General features: G+C 63.3%; 14 protein-coding genes. 6 read left to right on the top strand and 8 right to left on the bottom strand.

What is annotated here, in order from left to right; translation table 11 throughout:
- Positions 1–49: 49 nt before the first annotated feature.
- The 7 genes from ACFFN1_RS14350 to ACFFN1_RS14320 all read right to left on the bottom strand — a co-directional run bounded on the left by ACFFN1_RS14350 (position 50) and on the right by ACFFN1_RS14320 (position 8,632).
- Positions 50–856, bottom strand: coding sequence for a DUF6270 domain-containing protein (locus ACFFN1_RS14350; RefSeq protein WP_376841532.1), 807 nt, complete (start codon positions 854–856; stop codon positions 50–52).
- 9 nt (positions 857–865) lie between these two features.
- Positions 866–1,726, bottom strand: coding sequence for an ABC transporter ATP-binding protein (locus ACFFN1_RS14345; RefSeq protein ID WP_376841531.1), 861 nt, complete (start codon positions 1,724–1,726; stop codon positions 866–868).
- Positions 1,727–1,910: 184 nt separating this feature from the next.
- A complete protein-coding gene (locus ACFFN1_RS14340; RefSeq protein WP_376841530.1) occupies positions 1,911–2,801 on the bottom strand; it encodes an ABC transporter permease in 891 nt (296 codons plus the stop codon).
- Positions 2,798–4,546 (bottom strand): glycosyltransferase family 4 protein, encoded by a 1,749-nt coding sequence (locus ACFFN1_RS14335; RefSeq protein WP_376841529.1) that lies wholly within the window; start codon positions 4,544–4,546, stop codon positions 2,798–2,800. Before ACFFN1_RS14335 ends, ACFFN1_RS14340 begins: the two co-directional genes overlap by 4 nt.
- Complete coding sequence (locus ACFFN1_RS14330; RefSeq protein ID WP_376841528.1) at positions 4,543–5,796, bottom strand: glycosyltransferase family 4 protein; 1,254 nt, start codon at positions 5,794–5,796, stop codon at positions 4,543–4,545. The genes ACFFN1_RS14335 and ACFFN1_RS14330 overlap by 4 nt, the downstream gene beginning before the upstream one ends.
- Positions 5,793–6,836 (bottom strand): MraY family glycosyltransferase, encoded by a 1,044-nt coding sequence (locus ACFFN1_RS14325; protein WP_376841527.1) that lies wholly within the window; start codon positions 6,834–6,836, stop codon positions 5,793–5,795. The genes ACFFN1_RS14330 and ACFFN1_RS14325 overlap by 4 nt, the downstream gene beginning before the upstream one ends.
- Positions 6,833–8,632: a polysaccharide biosynthesis protein gene (locus tag ACFFN1_RS14320; protein WP_376841526.1), complete on the bottom strand. Its 1,800-nt coding sequence runs from the start codon at positions 8,630–8,632 to the stop codon at positions 6,833–6,835. Before ACFFN1_RS14320 ends, ACFFN1_RS14325 begins: the two co-directional genes overlap by 4 nt.
- Positions 8,633–9,158: 526 nt before the next feature.
- Between ACFFN1_RS14320 and ACFFN1_RS14315 the strand changes: the two genes are divergently transcribed.
- The 3 genes from ACFFN1_RS14315 to ACFFN1_RS14305 all read left to right on the top strand — a co-directional run bounded on the left by ACFFN1_RS14315 (position 9,159) and on the right by ACFFN1_RS14305 (position 13,228).
- Entirely contained in the window at positions 9,159–10,943 is a 1,785-nt protein-coding gene (locus ACFFN1_RS14315; protein WP_376841525.1) for a glycosyltransferase family protein, read from the top strand.
- A gap of 23 nt (positions 10,944–10,966) precedes the next feature.
- The gene (wecC, locus tag ACFFN1_RS14310) at positions 10,967–12,235 is read left to right on the top strand and encodes a UDP-N-acetyl-D-mannosamine dehydrogenase (protein WP_376841524.1); all 1,269 of its coding nucleotides are present in this window, start codon (positions 10,967–10,969) and stop codon (positions 12,233–12,235) included.
- A 93-nt stretch (positions 12,236–12,328) separates the two neighbouring features.
- Positions 12,329–13,228 (top strand): DUF817 domain-containing protein, encoded by a 900-nt coding sequence (locus tag ACFFN1_RS14305; protein ID WP_376841523.1) that lies wholly within the window; start codon positions 12,329–12,331, stop codon positions 13,226–13,228.
- 92 nt (positions 13,229–13,320) lie between these two features.
- Here the strand turns inward: ACFFN1_RS14305 and fbaA are convergent, their stop codons facing one another.
- Positions 13,321–14,343 carry a class II fructose-bisphosphate aldolase gene (fbaA, locus tag ACFFN1_RS14300; protein WP_376841522.1) on the bottom strand — a complete coding sequence of 341 codons (1,023 nt, stop codon included), beginning with the start codon at positions 14,341–14,343 and terminating at the stop codon, positions 13,321–13,323.
- A gap of 195 nt (positions 14,344–14,538) precedes the next feature.
- Here fbaA and ACFFN1_RS14295 point away from each other — a divergent pair, with 195 nt between their 5' ends.
- From ACFFN1_RS14295 to ACFFN1_RS14285, 3 genes are all read left to right on the top strand, one after another.
- A complete protein-coding gene (locus ACFFN1_RS14295; RefSeq protein ID WP_376841521.1) occupies positions 14,539–15,591 on the top strand; it encodes an AAA family ATPase in 1,053 nt (350 codons plus the stop codon).
- Between the two features lie 5 nt (positions 15,592–15,596).
- Positions 15,597–16,151 (top strand): hypothetical protein, encoded by a 555-nt coding sequence (locus ACFFN1_RS14290; protein WP_376841520.1) that lies wholly within the window; start codon positions 15,597–15,599, stop codon positions 16,149–16,151.
- A gap of 76 nt (positions 16,152–16,227) precedes the next feature.
- Positions 16,228–17,622 carry an MFS transporter gene (locus tag ACFFN1_RS14285; protein ID WP_376841519.1) on the top strand — a complete coding sequence of 465 codons (1,395 nt, stop codon included), beginning with the start codon at positions 16,228–16,230 and terminating at the stop codon, positions 17,620–17,622.
- Positions 17,623–17,879: the final 257 nt, after the last annotated feature.

The following is a 17,879-nucleotide window of genomic DNA, read 5'->3' as shown; positions in this document are numbered from 1 at the left end:
TTGAGATCAGCGCGGGTAGATGTCCGCTCATCATCAGGGACCTCGATGCTTATCCCCAGCACCCTTGCCCGATCGGCGTGCCCACACTCAACTCTGAAGAGCCCCTTATATGCACTCCGTCAATGCGGGATTGCGCGAATTGTCGATACCGCCTGAACTGCCGGTTCGCTCGCCGAGCCTCGCCTCGCAGCTTTTCCCGTTCCGTCGCGGGAGGAAGACACAGGTCGCGCAGCAGCACCCCGTATTCTTTGCCTTCGCGCATGTCACGCACGGCCGCGCGCAATCCGCGTCGGACTCGGCGAACGGCTCGCCCGCCAAGGGCGACTAAACCGTGTGACGGGTCAGCGTCGTCGATGAGTTCAGCCCAGTCCAGATCAATGAAGAACATCAAAGCCGAGCTTTTTGCCTGGAGTCGTCGCATCACCGACACGAAGCCGGCCGACCAGAGGCGGAAATGCTCATCAGAGCCGAAAGGGATGAGGCGCCCGCCTTCTTTGGGCGCCCAATCATCCACTCCCGTGCGGTAGGCCTCAACCGAATTGGTCAGGTAGGTGCCGTCGGGAAACACCCACACTCCACGCCGCTCATCGATGAGATCGATGAGCAGCACATCAGGTTCGACTGCCAGCAGCCGCTCGACAGCGTCAGCTTCCATATCACCGTTGAACATTTTGGCTTGGAACGCAGAGTCGAGTGCTTCATCGGACCAGCGACGGGCGCCAGCCGGATTCAGGTGCACGATCGCAGACTGCCGTGCCACATACGGTGCGACCTCGGCAGAGGGCAGATACTCGCACGTGTCTCTGCTGACGCACGATCCGAATACCGCAACCTGCAGCTGTTCTGTGTCCTCCATGTTCCGCTCTCACCTGCGCCTGGCATGGCGGGCAGCTGGCACCGGCCCCGGCGGACGAGACAGAACCACGCGGTTCGGCGACATCTCCGGGAACACATCGGTTTCAATGGCAGGCTCACGCACAGAGACGGGTCTACGGCCTTCCCCCTCCGGCACACGCCGATTCGGGCGGAACCTTTTCACACCTGAGGAGTGACGCGGCTGCAGCATTCGCGTCGGCGCCGTCTCCAAGACCTGCACCAGCTCGGTCTCTCCCTCTTCGACTGCCTGTTCCAGAAGCCGTTCGGCCGTCTCGTCTTCGCCTTTGGCGACGTTCCACGCCCACCAGCGATACCTCTCGGCAACTTCGTCCGCCGGGCCGTCCATGATGATCTGCCCCTCGTGCAGCCAGATCGCACGCGAGCACATCTCTTGGATCACCTTCGCTGCATGGTTGACGAGGAAGACTGTACCGGCGTTCTCGAGCATCTGATCCATCGCCTCGGAGCTGCGCTGCGCGAAAGTCGCGTCTCCGGTCGACAGCGCCTCGTCGATGAGCAGAATCGACGGCCGGGCCGCGACGGCGATGGCGAACCTGAGGCGGGCGGCCATGCCCGAGGAGTAGGAGCCCATCGGTCGATAGATCGAGTCTCCCAGCGCAGAGAGCTCGACGACTTCGTCGAAGACGGCCTCAGCCTGACGCGGTGTCATGCCCATCGCAAGACAGCCGAGGTGCACGTTGTCTGCGCCTGAAAGGGCCGGCTGCAGAGCAGCATTGACCCCGAGCAGCGTCGGTTTGCGCCGGGCGAGGATCTGACCTTCGTTCGGTCTTTCGACACCGGCGATGAGGCGCAGCAGGGTCGACTTCCCTGATCCGTTCGCGCCGATCACACCGATGAATTCGCCTTGGCGGGCAACCAGGCTGATACCTCGGAGAGCATGAACCTTCTGCTTTCCACCGCTGCCGAGGAATCTCTGCCGCACTCGTGCGAGGCGTCCGGGCTGGTTGCTCACTTGCACGGAATAGCTGATGTGCACATCGGCCACCACAACCGCGGCACCACGCCCACGCGGATCAAACTCGCCCATACTTCTCTTCTCCGAAGTAGAAGTACAGGAACCCGAAGATGAGGAAGGCGATGCCCCAGCCGAAGACGAGCATCCACATCCACATGGGGGAATCGACTCCGTAGAGGAGGGAATTCCGCACGACCTGAAGATATGAGTACATCGGGTTGATCTTCATGATCGCAGCCAGCACGGGCGTGTCCACGAACCTTTCAATGGAGAAGAACACACCGGAGGCGTAGAGCCAGAAACGGGCGGCCACCTGGATGACGTTGTTGAGGTCCGGTATCTCGTGGCACAGGCGCGCGGCAATGAACGCGCATCCCTGGGCGAAGCAGACCTGCATGATGAAGCAGGGAACGATGAGCACGACGCGCCACGTGATGTTCTCGGCTGGGGGGACGGCTAAGATGATCACCAACATGACGACGAAGCTCGGGACGAAGTTCATCGTCTCGCGCACGACGACGGAGATCGGCAGGGACGCACGCGGAAAGCTGAACGCCCGGATCATCGACTGCCCAGTTCGGATCGCCTGCGCCCCCTGAGTGACGGAGCGCATGGTGAACTGGAAGAAGAACACACCGATGAGCAGGAAGCCTACGAAGTTCTCGATGCCGCGTGAGGTGTTAAGCACGTATCCGAATATGAGGAAGTAACCCAGTCCGTTGAGCAGCGGGCTGAGCAGCAACCAGACGTTGCCGAGCACGTTGCGTCGGGCACCGCCGGCGACCTTGGCGCGCGATTCCGCAAGAATGAAATGCCGGCGCTGCCACAACTGCCCGAAATAGGTCTCCAGCGGGGTGCGCTTCCCCACTTCGCTCAGCGTCCAGGACGGAACGGTGATGGGGCTGCGCCAAGGCGGGGCCGCTGCTTCTGCGGAGAGTGACTTCGTCACGTCAAGCCTCCAACTCCGAGTTCGCTGTACATGCCAGTATAGGCACGCCCTACAGCATCCCATGTGCGATGTCGCTCTACGAATCGGCGGCCGCTGCAACCCATATCCCGGCGTGTCTGTGCATCCCCGGCCAAGCGCGACAGCTCCTCAGCCCATCGCGTCACATCTCCAGGAGTTACTGCGGAGTGTGCTTCTGGGGGGAGTGCTTCGGTCAGGGCGGGAAGATCGCTGAGCACGACGGGGCGGGCGAGTCCGGCGGCCTCAACCGGCTTGAGGGGCGTGACGAGAGAGCAGACGGGATCGTCACGCCGCGGCACCGCGAAGATGTCGAGCGCTGTGATGAGCTCGTGAGCTCGCTGCTGGGGCACGCGACCGGTGAAGACCGCTGCGTCTCCCAGCGATGCGGCACGCTGCCGCAGAGCCGGCAGCTCGACTCCGTCGCCGACGATCATCACCCGCAGATCGGTGCCAGCGCGCCTCGCCTCGGCGACGGCGTCGATGAGCGTGTCGAGTCCCTCGTATCCGACGATCGATGCTGCTGTGCCCACCCAGACGCCGCCGGTGGGCAACCCGTTCTCCGCGCGAACGGCCCGGGGTGACCTGTCTGCGTCCCGGCTCAGCAGCCCACTGCTCACCGCGTTCGGCGCAACCAGAATGCGCTGCTGCGGGACTCCGCGGCTGAGCAGCTCGTGAGCCATCGCGCTCCCGAGGGTGACGACCCGGTCTGCCTGAAGGGCAATCTCAGTCTCGCGTGCCCGGAAGAGCCGATAGCGTTCGCTCTGCCGAGCGTGTCGGCGCTCCTCGGGTGAACCAGCCGAGGCGGCCCACGTCTCCTCGAGTACGCCTCTGACCTCGTACACCCACGGCAGACTCAGCCTCCGGGCGGCGGCTGCTGCGGCAGCTCCGTTGACGAAGTGCGAGGTCGTGTGAATGACCTGTGTGCTGCTGGCAGCAGCCAGTGCGGCAGTGAATTCCGCCTGCTTGCTCAGTCGCTGGGACAACGTGCGCCCCTGATTCCAGGGGATGTCCCGCAGGTAGGCGATGTCGTCGATCCAGTCGCGGTCGGTCCATGAGAAGCGGCCGACCGAGACTGGATAGCCGGTTCGAGTTGCCCCGATCACTCTCACGCCACGGCGCTGCAGCGTGGTGAGCACTGCGTGCGATCGCAGTGTGTACCCCGATTGGGTGTGCGGCAGCGAGTTCGTCAGCATGAAGAGCGCGTCGGCCTTCGGACTGCGGAGCTCCGGCAGCTTCTGCGGCAGAGTCGGGCGCCATCCCGGCTGGTAGACCTGCATCTCACCAGCAAGACGGGACTGCAGATGCGCCTCGTCGGCGAGACTGATCGCTTCGGTCATCCGCCCGGCCTGCCATTCGATGCGGGCACGCAGATTCCGCGCCCTGCGGGGTCTGCGTATCCGATCGGCGAATTCTCCAGCCTCGCGGCGCATGCGCAGGCTGAGGGCGAACTCTCCGAACACGCGTGCGCGGATGTCGCTGAGATGGTCAACCGAGCGCTGCCGGTACAGCGAGTGCTCTGCTCCGGCAGCGTCCCCTGCCAGCCATTGACCAGCTGTCTGGGACACGACCGAGGGAAGTCGACGGAGACATCTGCCTACGGCGAGAGAGACTGTGCGCGGCAACCGCCGCGACACCTGCACACCGAAGAAGACCGGGTCGCTTCCCATATGCTCGGCGAGCACGCGAAGAAGAGTCATGCCCTGCCGGCATACGAACGAAATGCTCATCTGGCTCCTTCGAGGATGCTGAGGTACCGGCAGAGCGCGACATCAGGTGCCGCGTGCTGCGCGAGCCACTCCTGTGCCCGGTTGGAGGGAGTCAGGTCTATCCGTCCGTCGCGCATTGCTGTCAACAGCTCTCGCAGACCGGACTCATCATCAGGCGGGACGACATGACCGGCCTGTGCGTCGGTGACGATGTCTGCTGCCTCTCCCGCAAGGACCCCGGTGATGTGGATACCACGCGCCATCAGCGTGTACAGCTTCGATGGAACCGTGTATTCGAAGGCTGGAAGTCCTCTCAGGCTGACGACGCCGCTGTCGGCCCACTTCCACAGACGCTCCAGTTCCTCACCTGTGGTCTGCGGAAGAACCCGTATCGCAGCTCCGCCGGACCGCTCGCCGGACGTGCTCCTTGAGCTTTCTGCGCACCGCTGGAGAGATCTGTGCGCAGCACCTGCGCCGGCAATGGTCAGCTCGATCCCGTCAAGTTCTCTCACAGCTCGCACCAGCGACTCGAGGCCCTGAGACCGCCCCACTGTTCCGACGTAGAGCAGCCGCAGCGGCGAAGAGGCGTCTCGCTCCCGGTGCTGCGCAGTCGGACGAAAAGGGGTTGCCGTGTTCCGCACCACCGTCACCGCCTTGTGACCGGCCGCTGTGAGCCGTGATGCGAAGACGTCTGAGGTCACCACGAGGTGAGAAGCGCGTCTCATCACTGTGTGAAAGGCTGCCGGGATAACGGTCCTCTCCGCATAGTCGGTCAGGGCCGCGGGCAGCAGCCGGCGGGTGGCTGTCCGCACCAGGGAGGAGTCAGCGATGAGGTCGGGCCATGCATCACGGATCTCGGCGATATGCGGAACGCCGAGCAGCCTGGCCGCAATGTCTCCGGTGAAGAGCATCGGCAGGCCCGGAGTCGTCGAGATCACCACATCCGGCTTCGCCGCCCGCAGCGCGGCCGCCACGCGCATCGCGAACAGCGATGACCACGAGTGGTCGATCAGCTGACCCGCCATGGAGGCGGAGGTCGGCAGGTAGGGCAGCCGCAGCAGCCGCTCACCATGCGGCCCATCGGCCCAGACCATGGTCTTCTCGTTCCCGCTGTCCAAATCGGACGCGCAGGGATGCGGATAATGCGGCACGGGAGCACAGACTGCCACGTGGTGTCCTGCGGCGAGCATTCCTGTCACCAGCTCTCGCCACCGCCGCTGCGGAGCCCCGATCTCAGGTGCGTAGTAGTGAGTGAGCAGAAGGATCTTCAATCGACGCTCACCTCAGCCTGTGGTCTTGCCAGCGAGCGAGCCAATACGGGCAGCTGAGAGTAGACACCCGCAATGCACATGAGGACGAATGCGCTGCTCGACTGCACGGCACGTGCGTCAGTCAGGAGAACTGGAACCGTGGCAAGACACGCGATTGCGTTTAGGCCGGCGTACGCCGCCGAGGTCTGCTCGTGGGTCAAACCGAATTGATGAGTGCGCTGATAGATATGCTGCCGATGAGCCTGGAAGATGTTCTCTCGCTGGTATAACCGGATGAGCAGGGTCCACCCAACGTCGAAAACCAGAAGCACGAGCGGAGCACCGACGACAATCGGGTTCACTCCGCTGACGAGAAGGAACGCGGCGAAAGCAGCCACAGCCGAACCGACACCGTAACTCCCGACGTCCCCGAGGAAGGCCTTGGCGTTTCCGATGTTGTACGGCAAGAAGCCCAGCCCCGCTGCCGCGAATACGGCTGCGAGAGCCGCCGCTACTGGTTCGTCCACATAGAGGAAGATGGTGCAGTACCAGATACCTACAACTGCCGCCCACGAACTGGTGAGCGCGTTGAGGCCGTCCATGAAGTTGACACCATTGACGATAAATACGACGGCGAGCGCGACCGCCGCGAGCCCGAACGCGCCGCTGTTGTTGAAAAGGGAGAGCAGCGTGGAGAAAGCGCCGGCGATCAGCACCTGGAGCGCCAGGCGAAGACCCGACGACATTGAGCCCATATCGTCCATGAATCCCAGGATGCTGAAACACCATGTGAACGTCACGAATGTGCCGACGACGAGCACCGCTGACAGCGTCGTAAACACCCCTGCCGAGGTGCCGATCCATGCCGCAGCAGCACCGCCTGCAGTCACCCCGCACCCAACAGCGAATCCGCCGCCGCGGGCGACCGGGGAGAGATGGCTGGAACGAGCGGTCGGGATGTCGACAAGACCGTTGCGTCTGAGGACGGGGATGACGATCGCGGCTGCCAGCAACGTCACTGCCAGGGAGGTGACTGCGCCGGTTGCCAGAACGGCGATCACGGCGCCCCTCGTTCGGGTGCGAGCGCCGGCCACCCATCGGCCGACGTCCCGGCCAATTCGCCGAGCGCCCGACGAATCGACTGATCGTCGAAGTCAAGACTTCCCTGCACCATCTCGATGAGCCTTTTGACCCGGTTGAGGTCGATGGAGTCGATCGGCACCTGCGTGATGAGCGGGTGGTTCGGCCGCTCGTCCTGCTCCGTTCGTGCGAGCCTGGCTTCTTCCAGCTTCTCCCCCGGCCGCAGGCCTGTGAAGACGATCTCGACATCAGGCTGTCCGCTGAGCGCGATCACCCTCCTTGCGAGATCCTCGATGGAGACTCGATCGCCCATGTCGAGCACGAGCGTCTCGCCGGGCCGCCCGATGGCTCCGGCCTGCAGAACGAGTTCGCAGGCTTCGGCAGCCGTCATGAAGTACCGAGTTGCACCGGGGGCTGTCACAGTCACAGGCCCCCCGGCCGACACCTGCGTCACAAAGGTGCCCAGCACTGAGCCGCGGGATCCGAGCACATTGCCGAAACGCACCGACATATACCGGCGACCGGATTCGCGGGCCACTGCCGCGACGGCTCGCTCGGTGAGGTACTTCGACGCCCCCAGAGTCGAGATCGGATCGGCTGCTTTGTCAGTGGAAATGTGGACGAAGTTCTCGACGCCGAAGTCGCGCGCAGCTTCTAGCAGCTCCAGACTTGCCGCGACATTCGTCTTGACTGCTTCGGCTGGAAAGCGCTCAAGGAACGTCAGATGTTTGAGAGCCGCCGCGTGGAACACGATGTCCGGCCTGACATCTGAGATCAGCGATCTGATGAAGCCGCGCTCCCGCAGATCCCCCAAGATGAGGTTCTCACTCATCAGCGATGCGCTGCCGGTGAGGACAAGTTCTGTGGCATGCAACCCGGACTCATCGCGATCGGTCATCACGAGCCGTCCGGGTTCGAAGCGCGAGAGCTGCGAGCACAGATACGATCCGATGGATCCGCCGGCTCCGGTGACGAGGACAGTGCGGCCGTTGATGTAGTCGCTGATCGCCTCAACGTCAGTCGTGATGGCATGACGGCCCACGAGATCGTCAAGCTCGACTGCGCGGAAACTGCCCGGTCTCAACGCGACAGCAGAGGAACTCTTGACCTCTCTGCGGCGGATGTCGACGTCGTCGAACTCCGGTAGCACTCGAACGTCGATGCCCCGCTCACCGGCGAAGGCCAGAATCTCATCCAGCCGCTGTGGGTCCAAGGACGGAATCGCAAGCACGAGCGACTGGGCACCTGTGCGGTCGACTGCGTCACCGAGATCGTCGAGAGTGCCGAGCACCCGCACCCCGCCGACCCGAAGGTGACGTTTGTTCGGATCGTCGTCCACCAAGCCGACGGCGACATATTCCTCGCGCGGGTCATCGCGGATGATCCGCAATGCAAGCTGACCGTGTGCGCCGGCGCCGATGATGAGCGCAAACCGCGCGACATCAGACTGCGAGCGCCGCCGGTACCTCAGCCCTGAGCGTAACCAGTTGACGAAAGCGATTGTCAACAAGGTCATGGCGGCAGCCGACACCGGCGAACTGAGCGGCACGAGCGGTCGATAGGGCTGGAATACGCTGACCACGTAGATCAATCCACAGGCAACGGCGATGACGCCTGCTGTGGCGATAAGCTCATCGGCCGACTCCTGAGCGTATCGGCCATGAAGACGCAGCCAGAACTCGCCGACGAAGATCGTCGCGAAACCCAACGCCGAGCTGGCGAGAATCCCGGAGTAGTGCGGGTCGGCCACAGCCAGATCGTAACGCGCAAGCGACATGAACCAGAGAAAAAGGGCGAAGATGCCGGCGTCGATACCGGCTCGCTGCACTGCCTTCCGAGTCCGACGCCGAACGGGAAGCTCCTGCCTCGCTGACGATTCGCTTCCGAAGTTCATAATTGCGCGTCCGCCGGTGCAACACGATGCCGCGTGCTACGGTGGGGAAGCCGACTCCTCTCTCATTCCGCGAGAGCACACCGCCTCATATTCAGTGCCGACACTGCACTACGATGAGTTGACGCACAGCGGTTTCTGTATAATGCCTGAGAACAGTGTACGACAGATAACGCGAATGCGCTTCCGCTGCAGGAAGCAGCGGTAGAAGCGAGCTTCAGTCCGCGGCGAGAGCTTGACCGTTAGAACGCCTGCCTCCTGTCTTGACGCAGACCGACACCCTCAGCCTTGGAGACCGGTGACCACTTCCTCACAGCGACCGCACGGCGCGCTTGCACTCGCCCGCACAGCACTCTGGCACCTCCGCAAGGGAGGCCCGGCTCAAGTCCGGGTGTGGTGGCGGCGGCGCCGGGTGTCGGCACAGCCGTCTGCTCAGGCTCCGTCCGGCTCCGCGCTGACGCTCATCGAGCAGTTTCCAGCCGCGACGCTGCGCCCTCGCACGCCTGTATTCGACGCTGTGCGCGTCGGCACCATCCTCGATGAGTTCTCGGAGTTCGCTTTCGCAGCCGAATGGGATCTGGTGCCTCTCAAACGCCCGGGCTGGGGCGAGCAGCTCGACACCCTTGACTTCGTCTTCGTCGAATCGGCGTGGAACGGCAATGGCGGTCAATGGCAGTACCAACTGACCGGCGCGTCCGGCGTCAAGGACGACGTCAGACGGCTGCTCGCGGAGTGCCGGCAACGCGGAATTCCCACCGTGTTCTGGAATAAGGAGGATCCTCCCCACTACGCCGACTTCCTCGAGGCAGCCAGTCTCTTCGATGTCGTCTTCACGTCAGACGTTCGACTGCTCGGACAGTACCGGACTGATCTCGGCCATGGTCGCGTTGCCCCGCTGAGCTTCGCGGCACAGCCAGCGATCCACAACCCTGAGCGTCTGCCGTCGGGGCAACACAGCCGGGACGTGGCTTTCGCAGGGATGTACTTCGCTCACCGCCACCCAGAGCGGCGGGAGCAGATGGAATGGCTGCTCGGCGGGGCTGCGGATGTGAGCCCTAAGATGGGCCGCGGCCTAGAGATCTTCTCCCGGCAGCATGGCGGAGACGCACGCTATCAATTCCCTCCGCCGCTGGATCAGCATGTCCTCGGATCACTGCCGTATGAGAACATGCTGACCGCCTACAAGGCATTCAAGACCTTCCTCAACGTCAACTCGGTGGTTGACTCGCCAAGTATGTGTGCTCGCCGCATCTTTGAGATCTCGGCGTGCGGCACGCCGGTCGTCTCGGCTCCCAGCGCTGGGACTCAGGCGTTCTTTCCTCCCGACGAGGTCTTTCAGCCGAGTTCGCGTGAGGAAGCCGGGCAGGTCATGCGAGCGCTGGTCCGGAGCTCTGAGTTGCGCGACCGCACTGTGCACTTGGCTCAGCGTAGGATCTGGAAAGAACACACGTACTCGCACCGAGCCATGACGGTCATGGACAGCGTCGGAGTCGAGTACTCAGACCCGATTGCCCGGTCTGCATCGATGCTCGTTTCAACCAACCGGCCCGCCCAACTCGATTATGTGCTCGAAACGGCTGCTCGACAGAACCATGCACAGCTCGAGCTTGTATTGCTTGCACACGGCTTCGATCTCCGGGAATCTGAGATTCGTACGAAGGCCGCGCACCTTGGAATCGAGAACCTGACCCTGCTGAAGGCGACAACTGCGGCAACGCTGGGTGAATGTCTCAACCTCACGATCAGAGCTTCCAGTGGGGATGTCCTCCTCAAGATGGACGACGACGACATCTACGGCGAGCACTACGTCTCCGACCAACTCGCAGCGCTGCGATACTCCGCGGCGGATATGGTCGGAAAACAGGCACACTACCTCTACCTCACTGGTTCGAAGCTCGTCATGCGCCGGTTCCCTGAACGCGAGCACAGATTCACAGACCTCGTCATGGGCCCGACGATGACCGCACCTCGGCGGGTCTTCGAGGAGCTGCAGTTCGCCAAGCTGCCACGGGGGGAAGACACCAACCTGCAGCAGCGTCTCGTAGCGGACGGCGGCACGATCTACTCTGCGGACCGCTTCAACTTCGTCCAAGTTCGCACCGACCATGCGCACACCTGGCAGGTCGATGATGCTCTGCTCCTCGCCAACAGCGAAGTGCACGCCTTCGACTACGCTCCCGGCCATTACCTTTTCTGACCAGAGAGCTTCTGAGGAGAATGATGAGTAAAGAAACAACGACTACAGCCCCGCACGTTGCCGTCATCGGCCTCGGATACATTGGTCTGCCGACGGCGGCCGTTCTCGCCGCTGGTGGGGCGGACGTCACGGGCATGGACGTCAACCCTCGCACGATTGATTTCGTCAATCGCGGTGAGGTGCCGTTCGTCGAGCCGGATCTCGGTACGGTCCTTGCCGGCGCGGTCAGCCAGGGCCGGCTTCGCGCCTCTTCTGAGGTTCCTGCCGCCGACGCCTACATCGTCGCTGTCCCAACCCCGTTCGCTGAGAACCACAACCCGGATCTGTCATACATCCGCACCGCAGCCGAATCAATCGCCCCGCAGCTGACCGGTGGCGAGCTCGTCATCCTCGAAAGCACGTCTCCCCCGGGTGCGACCGAGCACATGGCTGACGTCATCCTCGAAGCGCGCAGCGACCTGACACTGGAGCCCAACCGACCGAATACGATCTACTTCGCCCACTGCCCCGAGCGCGTACTGCCTGGCAGGATCATCGTCGAACTCAGCACCAACGACCGCATCATCGGCTCCCTCAACGGCGACGCCGGCGAACGCGCCCGCGATCTCTACCGCCTGTTCTGCGACGGCGAGTTCCACATCACCGACGCCCGCACCGCCGAGATGGCCAAGCTCGTCGAGAACGCCTACCGCGACGTCAACATCGCCTTCGCCAATGAACTCTCCGTCGTCGCCTCGAAGCTCAACGTCGACGTGTGGGAGCTCATCGACCTGGCAAACCACCATCCGCGCGTCAACATCCTGCAGCCTGGACCTGGTGTCGGCGGGCACTGCATCGCCGTCGACCCGTGGTTCCTCGTCGCAGCAGCACCTGAGGAAACCCCTCTCATCCGCACCGCCCGCCAGGTCAACGACAACAAGCCCGAGTTTGTCCTGAATCAAGTGGTGCCCAAGGCCCAGCGATTCAAGGAACCCAGGGTGGCCGTCTTGGGGCTCGCGTTCAAGCCGGACATCGACGACCTGCGCGAAAGCCCGGCCATGTACATCGCCGAGACGCTGGCCGATCGCCTGCCCGAGGGAACCATTCTCGCCGTCGAGCCGAACATCGATGAGCTCCCTGCCTCGCTGGCCGAAAAGGGCAACGTCGAGCTCACCGAGCTCGAAGATGCCGTCCAGACAGCCGACATCGTGCTGCTGCTGGTCGACCACTCGGAATTCAAGAACTACGACCAGCGCCGCCTGCAGAGCACCATCGTCTACGACACCCGCGGAACCTGGCGCACCCTGCTCTGATCGATTCCTCGCCGTGACCGGTGGGCCCTCCGTGTGACCACCGGTCACGGCTGTCTGAATTCCACTCCCAGACTGCGGTCCTACGGTGGACGCATGCCGTCGTCCCGCCGCCCGGACTTCACTCGCGTCGAAGCTGCCATCGACGCGTGGGCGCACCGGCGGCTGGCCACGGGGAAACTCGGTCGCGGCGGGCGTTTCGGCCACATCGTCACCGAGTTCACCGTCTTCGTCCTCAAACAGGCGTGGGCGTGCCTGTTCGGCGCAGCGATGCTGGCAGCGCTCGTCCTCACGCACTTCTTCTACCCGGCCGAAGCCGGGCTGTCTCGCAGCGATGCACTCGTGCTCATCGCCATCGGCATCCAGGTCGTCATGGTGGTCGGTCGCTTGGAGACCGGTCGCGAGCTGTGGGTCATCGTCATCTTCCATGTCGTGGGCACTGGGATGGAGCTGTTCAAGACCTCCGTGGGGTCGTGGAGCTACGGAGGTGACGGCGTGCTGTTCATCGGCTCAGTCCCCTTGTACACCGGGTTCATGTACGCCGCCGTCGGCTCCTACCTCGTGCGCGTCTTCAAGCTCTTCCACCTGCGCTTCAGCCACTACCCGCCGATCTGGCTGACGGCCCTCATCGCAGCAGCGATCTACGCGAACTTCTTCACCCACCACTACCTACCTGACATCCGCTGGCTGCTCGTCGCCGCGGTCCTCGCCGTGTGGGGCCGGTGCATGATGCACTTCCGCAATCACCGCGATCAGCCATACCGCCGGATGCCGGTACTCGTCTCCTTCATCGGCGTAGCCTTCTTCATCTGGATCGCCGAGAACATCGGCACCTACACCGGCTCGTGGATCTACCCGCACCAGAACGACGGCTGGGAACTCGTGTCGATCTCGAAGCTGGTCGCCTGGTTCCTCCTCATGATCATCTCCGTCGTTCTCGTCACCCTCGTCTACCGGCCCCAGCCGCCCGCTTCGAGCACCGGCGACCGCACATGACAGCGGCGGCCCCACCGCGGGAGCGGGAGGAACCCGCTGAGGTGAGACCGCCGCCTGACAGCCGCCCGGCCGAACCGGGCCGCTGGTTCACATCACTTCATGCGCTTGCCGGCCGAGCCGAGGTGCTCGCAGGCTTCGACGATGCGGGCGGCCATGTTGGCCTCTGCGGCCTTGCCCCAGGAGCGTGGGTCGTAGATCTTCTTGTTGCCGACCTCGCCGTCGATCTTGAGCACGCCGTCGTAGTTCTTGAACATGTGGTCAGCGACCGGGCGGGAGAACGCGTACTGGGTGTCGGTGTCGATGTTCATCTTCACGACACCGTTGCGGACCGCCTCGGCGATCTCCTCGGCCGTCGAGCCCGAGCCGCCGTGGAAGACGAGGTCGAAGGGCTTCTCTTTGCCGACCTCAGCGCCGACGGCGTCCTGGATCTCCCCCAGCAGCCCCGGGCGCAGCTTGACGTTGCCGGGCTTGTACACACCGTGGACGTTGCCGAAGGTGAGCGCCGTCAGGTAGCGGCCCTTCTCGCCGGTGCCCAGGGCCTTCGCGGTGGCGAGTCCGTCTTCGACGGTGGTGTAGAGCTTGTCGTTGATCTCGTTCTCGACACCGTCCTCTTCGCCGCCGACGATACCGATCTCGACCTCGAGCAGCGTGTGCGCTTCCTGCGAGAGACCCAGCATCTCCTCGGCGATCTGCAGGTTCTCCTCCAGCGGCACGGCCGAACCGTCCCACATGTGCGAGCCGAACAGAGGCTGCTCGCCGTTCTTCACCCGCTGAGTGGAGATCTCCAGCAGCGGCTTGACCCAGTGCTCGAGCGCATCCTTAGGGGCGTGGTCGGTGTGCAGCACGATGTTGACGTCGTAGCTCTTGGCGACCTCCTGGGCGAAGACAGCGAAAGCCACCGCACCGCGCACTCGGTCCTTGATGGTCGGCCCGGACATGTACTCGGCACCGCCGGTCGAGATCTGGATGATGCCGTCGGACTCAGCCTCGGCGAAGCCGCGGATGGCGGCGTTGATCGTCTGCGAGGATGTGCAGTTCACGGCGGGGTAGGCGAACTGCTGCGACTTGGCACGGTCGATGAGCTCGGAATAGACCTCGGTTGTTGCGATGGGCATGGGCTTCTCCTTCGACGAGCAGGGATGGACGCATGGTCGGTCGTACTTCTGATCTTGTCACCTCGGGGTCCGTATTGCCACACGTGCATCGGCTGAAACGACACCGCAGGCGTGCGGTTCCGGGTAACAGTCTCGTTCGTGCCACGGCTGGCGCTTCATCGGCAGCTTTCGGCAGGCGCACGGTAGTCTGGACGCATGGCTCAGTATCCTGTGGCTCGGCTCAAAGCAAAGGCGTTCGGTCCCTTCCGCGATATTGATGTGCCGTTCGCTCCTGGCCTCAACGTCATCATTGGTGACAATGCGACGGGGAAGTCTCAGCTGCTCAAGCTGGTCTATTCGTGTACGAAGACACTCAAGGATTCCTCCTCGCTCACAAAAAAGGAACTCAGCGGAGCAATCGCATCCAAGCTCATGGGCACACTGCGTCCGGACAGCTTGGGCCGTCTCACATATCGTGCGCGGGGACGCAGGCGGTCTGAGGTCGAGGTGAAGTACTCGGAGATCGGCGAACCACTAGCCTTCAACTTCTCTTCCCAAGCGCGACAGGAGGTGACGGTTGACTCCGTACCGAATCGCAAACTGGAGGACGAGCCGGTATACCTGCCGCCTCATGAGCTCCTCACCTTGTCGTCAAGTTTCATGAGCCTCTACGACAATTTCGAAACCGGTTTCGACGAAACGTGGCGAGACACGATCGAGCTGCTCCTTCGTCCTGCACTGCGCGGGGCACGCATGCAGCAAGCCTCCGCCCTGCTAGAACCGTTCGCCAACCTGTTGCACGAGGGCACTGTAAGTGAGAGCAACGGCCGCTTCTACCTCAGCCAGCCCGGCATCGGCATCTTTGAGGCCCCTCTTCTGGCAGAGGGACACCGGAAACTCGCGATGATCGTGCGGCTGATCTCAAACGGGATCCTGATCAATGGCGGCTATCTCTTCTGGGATGAGCCTGAAGCCAATCTCAACCCAGCGTCGCAACGAGCGGTCACGCATGCGCTCATCCATCTGGCGCGCTCTGGAGCACAAGTCTTCGTCGCAACTCATAGCCTGTTCCTCATGCGCGAGCTGCAGATGGCCACCGACGGCAGCGACATCGCCCCTCAGTTCATCGGCCTGAGCCGGACGTCAGTTGGCGATGCGGCAGATGTTTCGGAGGTAAAGGTGCAGACTGCAGACGATCTCGATGCGCTTGATCACATCACGGCGCTGGACGCCGAAGCGGAACAGGCTGACAGTTATCTTGCCTGGTGATCGGAATGACATCGAGTAAGAACGCAGAACGAAACATCGACGGAACCCTTTTCACCTTCCCATCAAGCTGGCGAGTCGGGGAGTTCGACACGTGGCAGCAGTACCGTGACGTAGCAAGTCAGTGGAACGTCATGGGCTGCGACATCGTCGCATTCAACGGTACGTCGCTCTGGCTCATCGAGGTCAAGGACTATACCTATCCGAATGTCAGCCCACCGCAGAATCTCACTGACATGATCGCTCTGAAAGCGGTCGGGACCATGGCAGTTCTCTTCGCACAGGCACGGTCTGCCTCTGACAGCGAAGCGAGCTCTTTCGCCCGAGCGTGCCGCAGTGCGCAGCAGATTCAGCTGGCCCTGCACATCAACCTCCGCCGGGATGGACGATCAGAGAAGCAGATCAAGGCCTCATTCAAATCCATCCACCACCGCTTGAGACGTGCCAAACAGCGACTCAGGCTTGCCGGCGCATTCATCAGTTCAAACCAGTATTCGCTCACGCCGGTTCCGTGGAAGGCCAGGCGCGATCCAGCAACACGCCGCGAACACACGGACCAGTAGTGAGCTCTGCACAGCGGGAGCGGCCCAAGACCCCCGCATCCGCCGCAGGCGTGCGGTTCCGGGCTACAGTCGAACCATGACCTCTTCTCCCCCGCCCTCCGGCGGTCAGGCACCGGAGCAGACGACCGCAGCGACGACGCCGGCCGGCACCGCGACAGGCCCGACTCCGCGCGGCAGCTCGCGTACGGCGATCACCGCGTGGGCGCTGTGGGACTGGGGTTCGGCGGCGTTCAACGCCGTCATCATCACCTTCGTCTTCGCCCCGTACCTCACCAAGGCCGTCGCCTCGACCGAGGAGGCCGGGTCGACCGCGCTCGGCTGGTCGATGGCCGCCGCAGGCCTCATCATCGCCCTCGTCGCCCCAGCCGCCGGCACCCGGGCTGATGCCGGCGGGCGGCACAAGATGTGGCTGGGCGTCCACACGCTCATCGTCGTCGCGAGCATGGTCGGCATGTTCTGGGTCAAGGACACCCCGGACCACCTAGCACTCGGGCTCATCCTGCTGGCTGCCGGCAGCATCTTCTTCGAGTTCGCCGAGGTCTCCTACAACGGGCTCATGATCCGCATCACGACACCGGCCAACATCGGCAAGGTCTCCGGGTTCGGTTGGGGCATGGGATACGTCGGCGGGCTCGTGCTGCTCGTCATCCTGCTGCTGACCGTCATCCAGCCCGAGGTCGGGCTCTTCGGCGCCACCGACACAGAAGGCCTGCGCTACCGGATCGTCGCGGTGATCTCCGCGGCGTGGTTCCTGCTGTTTGCGATCCCCGTCTTCCTCTTCGCACCCGGTGCCGCCGACACAGCAGCCGTGCGCGAACAGGGCAATCCGATCGCCGCCTTCGCTCGCGACTACAAGGCACTGGTCATCCGGCTGGTGACGATGTGGCGCGATGAGCGGCGGACGCTGAAGTTCTTCATCGCCTCGGCTGTGTTCCGCGACGGGCTGGCGGCCATCTTCGCCTTCGCAGGCGTCCTGGCAGCAGGCTCCTACGGGTTCTCCCCCGCTGATGTCATCATCCTCGGCGTCGCAGCCAACATCGTAGCCGGCATCGGGTCGATCCTCGCAGGCTTCCTCGACGACCGGTTCGGACCCAAGAGCGTCATCATCGGCGGGCTCATCGTCCTCATCGTCGCAGGCACCCCGATCGTCTTCACCGACAGCGTCACAGTCTTCTGGGTGTGCGCAATGGTGCTGAGCTTCTGCGTGGGACCGGTGCAGGCGGCCAGCCGCTCCTTCCTCGCCCGCATCACCCCGCCGGAGAAGGCCGGAGAGAACTTCGGCCTCTACGCCACCACCGGCCGGGCCGTCAGCTTCTTAGGCCCGGCGATGTTCGCCGTGTCCATCATGATCTTCGGCTTCCAGCGCGCCGGAGTCATCGGCATCATCACCGTGCTGGCACTCGGGCTCCTCCTCGTCATCCCCGTCCCAGAAGGCTCCGCCAAGGCCGCCATCGGACGCCGGGACACGTAACCACCGCCTCGGGCGCGGCCACCAGCCGAGACCGATCCTCCTGCCACCAGCCGAAACCAACCCTCCTGCCGGTAGCCGATCGAGTTGTGAGACCTCAGCCACAGGCTTAGACTGAACGCACGCTCACTTATCGAACGATCGAGGTAGTTCTTATCCTGACTTGGCTCAAATTGGTGTGATGTAGATCATATTGACACTATGACCTGCGGGTTTGGGTTGTGAAGTGCTGGAATTCCTGACTAATCGGGTGGTTGGGG

This window comes from Brevibacterium otitidis (assembly GCF_042429315.1).
Classification (GTDB): Bacteria; Actinomycetota; Actinomycetes; order Actinomycetales; family Brevibacteriaceae; genus Brevibacterium; species Brevibacterium otitidis.
The sequence above is the reverse complement of the archived record's forward strand: the minus strand, read 5'-3'. Positions and strand labels throughout refer to the sequence as shown.